A 5,858-nucleotide genomic window follows, 5' to 3' on the forward strand; every position below is an offset into this window, starting at 1 on the left:
ACGCCGGCGGCCCCCCTCTACCGCGGCGGGGCAGGGTGACGGACGTGCACGCCGCCGGTACCGTCGGTGGTGGCGGCCCGCCGGGGTAGAGGCCGGCGGCGCCGCCACCCGTCCTCTACCGGGAGCACCGATGCCAGCCCGCATCCGAACCGTCGTTGACCCGCGCTTCCCCGCCGAGCTTGCCCGTCTACGCAGCGAACGCGGGTTGTCGCTACGCGACCTGGCCAGGCTCGGGCACTTCAGCAAGAGCTACCTGTGCGACCTGGAGAGCGCCCGCGCACGACCGACATGCGAGGTCGCGGCGCAGCTCGACACCGTCCTCGGCGCCGGCGGCGTTCTCACCGCCCTGGTCGTCGACGCGCCGGCGGTGACGACACCCGACGATGATCAGCGACTCGCCCACGCGATCGCGCACCCGACCAAGCTCGACGTGGAGAGCGTGCACCTGATCGCCGACGTGCTGGCCGCGCAACGCCGCCTCGACGACACGCTGCCCGCGCCGATGATGCTGCCGTGGTCGGTGCCGCAGTGGCGCACCGTGCAGGGCCTCGCCGCTGATGCTCGCGGGCCGGCGGCCGCCGAGCTGCACGCGGTGGCCGCCGAGTGGACACAGTTCGTCGGGTGGCTGCACGCTGAGGCGCGCAACGACGCCGCGGCGATCCGGGTGCTGGGTGAAGCCACCGACGAGGCCGACGCGCTCGGCTCCGGGCTGCTGGCGGCGCAGGCGTTGAACTTCCGTGGCTACCTGGAGCGCCAGCGGGGCAACCCGCGCGGCATCGTCCGGTACTTCCTGGCCGCCTACCACACGCCGGACGCGTCCCTGTTGCAGCGGGTTGGGGACGCGGTTCAGGCCGCACACGGGTACGCGCTGCTCGGCGATGAGGCTGCGGCTGTGCGGTTGCTCGGTGAGGCGAGCGACCTCACGACGGCCGCTGAGTCCACGGCGCCGCCGGCTACGGCCTACTGGCTGTCGCCGACGTTCAGCCGGATGGGCCTCGGGCTGGCGTACCTCGCGCTCGGCGACCAGGCCGCCGCCGTGGACAACCTTCGTGCCGGGTTGGCCGGGCTGCCGGCGGACCAGCGCGACGCGGAGTGGACGCAGGAGTACCGGCAGGCGCTGGAGACGGCCGGCGGCTGAGCTGTCCGGGAACAGGTTCCGGACAGGTTCCGGACGCCGCGCCCCCGTTCGGATGCTGTCCGTTATCGCACGATGATCGTGCGTGGCGGTGGGATCGGCTCGCCGGCCGGTCCGCGTCGCGCCTCTGACTCCGGGAGGCGACACCGTGCTCAGGAACTTACGGCGCCGGCTGGCCGTAGCGCTGGCACCTCTACCGCCCGTGGAACCGGGCACCGGTCAGGCCATCCAGGACCGCGAGCAGGCCGCCGCCCGAGAGCGGATGCGCGCGCAAGCCCGTGGACGCGCCGCGCTGCACCTCTACGAGTGGCGGGCCCGGTGACCGGCCCGGCTGGCGCCGCCGAGCCGGATCCGAACCGGGCGGCCGAGCGCCTGGAGGTCGCGATCGACGCCGCACTCAATCGGGTGCTGCGCAGCTCCCACCGGCCGGAACAGCAGATCGTCGTCAGCTGGGAGGCGTGGGCGGCGTTCCTTGCCAGCGTCCGCGCCGGTCAGGACTACTGATCCGATGCAGGGGCCGATCGACGACACGCCCGGTCGGCCCCTGCCGCAAGGCCCGTCCCGCTGCCTCGGCTGCGCGCCCACGATCCTCCAGATCCCGCACACGTGCGGCGGTGACCGCATCCCGACTGACGAGCTCGGCTGGTGGTGCGACTGCCCGGATCCGGAGTGCCGCCGCCGGCAGGCCGGAGAGTGGGGGGCCAAGGCCACGCCGAGTCGTCGACCACCGGGACGGCCCCGCAAAGCCCAGCCGAAGACGTGACGAGGGGGCGGTCGGTGGGCAAGCACCGACCGCCCCCAGCTCCCGGATTCGGAACGGCGGTGCCGAATCCGCAGGGCCTTGCGGAATCCGTGAGCGGCTCATGGATTGCGCACTCAGGTGCGCAATCCGCCGGCGCCCGGCGGAATCGAAATCCGCGCCTCGCTGGTCCACTCGACCAGATCAACGCGGGCGTACAGGTCGGCGCCGCCGCGCTTTCCCCTGGCCGCCGGCACCCTCCCGACGCGCCGCTGCATCCGCTTCTTCGCCGCCTCGTACTTCCACGGCAGCACCCCGGCGTCGATGGCGTCCTTCAAGGTCATCATGTCCCCGTCCCCGGGGACATCCCTGCTCAGACCGTTATCAAGGTCTGACGGGGACGTTGCCAGGGCGCGTGCCTGCGCGGTCGTCAGGTACGCCACCTGAACCTCGGTGGCCTGACCGCCGATGACGACCTGCCACCGGCCCAACGTCCGCGACGCCCGCGGCATCGACGCCTCCGGAACGAGCATCTTCCATGCGTTCGACGTGTACCTTGCCAAGCAGCGAATGCCGAAGTTCTCGCGCGCCTCCGGCCCGCCGATCGCTCGCGCGGTGAGCATCTGCGCGATCGCCAGGACGTTCTTCTTCGCCGCTCGGCCCATGAAGAGCAGATCACCCAGCGCCGAGATCGCCGGCGACCGCTTCGGGTCGCCCTTCTCCCGCACGTCGGCCCAGTAGTTGGCGAGCATGCCGATGGTGGCGTTCAGTTCCTCGCAGATGATCAGGGTTCGTGGTCCCGGATCCCAGTCGTCTTCCTCGTGCAGGGCGAGCGTGTTCCGCTCGTCAGCCTCGGCGGCCTCACGAAGTAGCGCGTCGTGCATCTGCGCCGGCCGCGAGCAGTAGTCCACACCGGGCTGCCCGAGCGCCCACCGGTGCGATCCTTTTCGGTCAAGGATGACCACTCGCCCGCCGCGGGCGAGGACCTGCACGGCGATCAACATCGCGAGGACCGACTTACCCGCGCCGGATCCGGCGCTCTCGGCGATGTGCGGGGAGTCGTCGCGCAGCGAGATGACGATCGGAACGTCGCCGGCGCCCTGCCCGATGTAGAACTCCCACTCGGCCAAGCGGGGGAAGTGCGCGAGGACCTGGTCGTGACCGACGATCGCCGGCGGACGCTTGCGGACCGTCCACCGGGCCCGGACCCGAGGGCCGACCTGATGCCACGCCTCGACAAGGTCCGCGACGGGGATCTTGCTGCCGACGATCGACGACACCAGCTGCCGCTGCTCCTTCGTCACGTACGGGGTGTCGATCAGCAGCTCGATGCGCGGCCCCACCTCTTCGCCTGGGCGGCGGAACACCTCCAGCCGGGACGTGACCGGCCGGGCCCGCCGCTGCAGCGCCCACAGGCCACGCTGAGCGCGTTCGGGGAGCCACCGCAGGACCGGTTCGACGTGCTGCCCGTACCAGGCGCGTGCGGCTTCCTCAGCGGGCGACAGCGGCTTCGCGAGCCGGGGGGTGAGGTTGCCCAGTGACGGGTCGACGTGCAGCCGTACGCCGGTCTGCAGGCCGAGCGGCGGGGTGATCGCGGCGAGGGTCGGGGCGATGTACTCGCGGTGGAAGCGGCGCTGCACCAGCCGCCGGCGGCCCCGCCACGCCGCGCCGACCGCGATGGCTGCGGCGGCGGTGAGCGCCTGGTCGGGAAACACGGCCACCGCGCCGGCCGTGGCGGGCACACCAAGGCGGTACACCTGCCGCTGCCAGCCGGCGAGCCGACCGGCGCCGCGGCGGCGGTACGGGTAGCCGTCACGGCCGGACAACGGCCGGCCGGACAGATAGCGGTACGTCAGGCGCAGCACTCGGTGTTTACGGCGGCGCAGCAGCTTTTCCAGCTCCACGATGCGGACGGTGTCTGCCATGCTGGTTCCTCCCTTCACGGGGATGCGGGGCCCGGCCGGGCTGTGGAAGGTGTGGCCAGGCCCCGCGCTTGTGGTGGGTCGTCAGTAGCCGTGCCGCTTGAGGGCTTCGTAGGCGGCGGCCTGGTCGGCTGGAGTAGCCGCACGGAGCGCCCGCTCGAACTTGACCTTGGCGGCGTCGAACTCAAGGCTGTCGATGTCGCGCTCAGCGGCGTCGGTCTCGGCCATGCCGAGCTTGAGCAGGTTTCGCACCACGTCCCGGTTGATCGGGGCAGGTGCGGGCTTCCGGCTGGTGGGGCAGGGCTTGAGCCAGGCGCACAGGCAGGTCACCGCCGAGCAGACGCACGCCACTCGCGACCAGCCGCCTACGATCACGGCCAGGCCGGCGCACATGATCGCCATGGCCAGGAACAGGCCGGGTCCACGCCTCATCGGGCGTCCTCGCCCTCGGTGATCGCCGCGATCGCGGCCGCGAAGTGGTCCTGAATCAGCGTGATGACCATCGCCGACGCGAACGCCAACCCAGGGATCAGCAGGTGCAGCAACACCTGCATGACCTGCTCCCGCCACCCGCCCGGGTACCCCTCGGCCAGGGTCGGCATCACGTTCATCGCCGCGGTGCTGGCTAGCAACGCGTACTCCACCCGGCGGACGGTGCGCTGGTGGACGCTGCGGCCGACCGCCGACAGCTGCCCCCGAGCGATGAGCAGGCCGACGAGCAGGGTCGAGAACGCCGGGTCGACGAGCCAGGCGACCAGCCACGTCGGCGTCCACGCCTCGGCGTGCCCGGCGGCGAACCGCTGGACGTTGACCATCGTGAAGGCCAGTGCGAATAGCAGCGCCGACCACGCCATCGCCGTCCACCGTGCTCGCTGGCGCATCAGCCGGACCGCCTGGATGTCCGGGTTCATCAGCAGCCGTCGGAGCTGCCGCGCCTCGGCCGCCTTGGCGGTCCACTCGCGTACCCGCCGGGTCTGACCCTGCATCAGCGCGTCGTGGGCGGCCTGCGTCCGCGCGGCCCGACGCGCACTGCGGCTCGGCCGCCCGGACGGGCGGGAGTCAACCTGCGTGCCCGGGTGACCGACCGGCGCGACCTGCTCGGCCGGCCCGGCGGCCGGGGCCGGCGGTGCGGGCGTCGGGTCCGGTTCGACCGGCGGCACGGACTCGGGCACGACGGGAGCCGCCAGCGGGTCCGGGCCGATCGGTTCGGCGTAGTCCCACGGGTCACGGGCCGGCTCGTCGACGGCCTCGGCGCGCAGCAGTACCAGCAGCTCGTCGGCCTTCGGCGCGCCGATGCGGAACTCGCGCATCAGCCGGTTGCGGGACGGGAACCGGTGCCCGTCCGGAAGGTCGAGCTTGCGGGCGGCGGGCAGGAGCGCGTCAACGGGCTGCGGGTAGCGGGTGCCGTTGATGGCGGGGGCGGTCATCGGGCCATCTCCTTCGGACGGGCAGGGCGCTGGGCGGCCTCGCGGCGGCTCGGCAGGTCGCCAGCGGCGCGGATCGCGGCGCCGTGCTGGTCTGCGTGCCGCTCGACCAGGGCGCGGGCGATGAGCAGGACGGCGACCGGAACGCCGACACCGCCGGAAAAAATGAGCAAAACGAATTTCACGCGGGGTTGCTCCAAGTCAGATCGGCGGCACCAGGCCGGCGGATGGCGGCGGCCGCGGCTGCGGCGCCGCGACGGGATCGGTCGATGACGGTGGGGTCGTGGGCGCACAGCCGGCCGTCGCGGTAGCCGGAGGCATCGCAGAGCTGGCAGTTGTCGATGGCGACGCGGCGGGCGGCGGCCTGGTCGCGTGCCTTCTCGGATTGGGCTCGGGATGCGGCGTCGGCCTGGTCGCGGTCGTACGCCTCCCGAGCCTTGCGGGCGTCGCCGCACGCCCGGCACGGGCCGGGATCCGGGTCCGTGCGGTGCTTGTCGCATCTGGAGGGGGGCGGCCCGGCCGGAGCGGCAGCCGCCGGCGTCTCGCGCACGCCCGCACCCCTGGACGTTCTACGGACGTTCAAGGACGTTCGGGGGGGCGCAGCTGTGTCCGGGGGGGAGGGGGCGCAGGCGCCCGGG

General features: G+C 72.8%; 7 protein-coding genes. 2 read left to right on the forward strand and 5 right to left on the reverse strand.

The features are described 5' to 3' along the window. The first annotated feature begins 130 nt into the window (after positions 1–130). Together JNW91_RS28830 and JNW91_RS28835 are read left to right on the forward strand one after the other, a co-directional pair. Entirely contained in the window at positions 131–1,138 is a 1,008-nt protein-coding gene (locus JNW91_RS28830) for a helix-turn-helix domain-containing protein (RefSeq protein ID WP_203178638.1), read from the forward strand. 315 nt (positions 1,139–1,453) lie between these two features. Continuing rightward, positions 1,454–1,639 (forward strand): hypothetical protein, encoded by a 186-nt coding sequence (locus tag JNW91_RS28835; protein WP_203178640.1) that lies wholly within the window; start codon positions 1,454–1,456, stop codon positions 1,637–1,639. Positions 1,640–2,011: 372 nt separating this feature from the next. On the opposite strand, the gene JNW91_RS28840 is transcribed toward JNW91_RS28835, so the two are convergent. The 5 genes from JNW91_RS28840 to JNW91_RS28860 form a co-directional block, all read right to left on the reverse strand. Beyond that, on the reverse strand, positions 2,012–3,799 hold the full coding sequence (locus tag JNW91_RS28840; protein ID WP_238425888.1) for a helicase HerA domain-containing protein: 1,788 nt from the start codon (positions 3,797–3,799) through the stop codon (positions 2,012–2,014). An 81-nt stretch (positions 3,800–3,880) separates the two neighbouring features. Then, a complete protein-coding gene (locus JNW91_RS28845; protein WP_203178642.1) occupies positions 3,881–4,228 on the reverse strand; it encodes a hypothetical protein in 348 nt (115 codons plus the stop codon). Continuing rightward, positions 4,225–5,223, reverse strand: a complete 999-nt coding sequence (locus JNW91_RS32800; RefSeq protein WP_238425889.1) for a hypothetical protein — start codon at positions 5,221–5,223, stop codon at positions 4,225–4,227. The genes JNW91_RS28845 and JNW91_RS32800 overlap by 4 nt, the downstream gene beginning before the upstream one ends. Beyond that, positions 5,220–5,405 carry a hypothetical protein gene (locus JNW91_RS28855; RefSeq protein WP_203178643.1) on the reverse strand — a complete coding sequence of 62 codons (186 nt, stop codon included), beginning with the start codon at positions 5,403–5,405 and terminating at the stop codon, positions 5,220–5,222. The genes JNW91_RS32800 and JNW91_RS28855 overlap by 4 nt, the downstream gene beginning before the upstream one ends. Further along, a complete protein-coding gene (locus JNW91_RS28860; protein WP_203178644.1) occupies positions 5,402–5,770 on the reverse strand; it encodes a hypothetical protein in 369 nt (122 codons plus the stop codon). Before JNW91_RS28860 ends, JNW91_RS28855 begins: the two co-directional genes overlap by 4 nt. Positions 5,771–5,858: the final 88 nt, after the last annotated feature.

This window comes from Micromonospora parastrephiae (assembly GCF_016802865.1).
Lineage (GTDB): Bacteria > Actinomycetota > Actinomycetes > Mycobacteriales > Micromonosporaceae > Micromonospora > Micromonospora parastrephiae.

What these genes read in the sequence shown, in the direction of transcription:
- JNW91_RS28830 (WP_203178638.1), top strand. Translation starts at nt 131, where the DNA reads ATGCCAGCCCGCATCCGAACCGTCGTTGACCCGCGCTTCCCCGCCGAG.
- JNW91_RS28840 (WP_238425888.1), bottom strand. Translation starts at nt 3,799, where the DNA reads ATGGCAGACACCGTCCGCATCGTGGAGCTGGAAAAGCTGCTGCGCCGC.
- JNW91_RS28845 (WP_203178642.1), bottom strand. Translation starts at nt 4,228, where the DNA reads ATGAGGCGTGGACCCGGCCTGTTCCTGGCCATGGCGATCATGTGCGCC.
- JNW91_RS32800 (WP_238425889.1), bottom strand. Translation starts at nt 5,223, where the DNA reads ATGACCGCCCCCGCCATCAACGGCACCCGCTACCCGCAGCCCGTTGAC.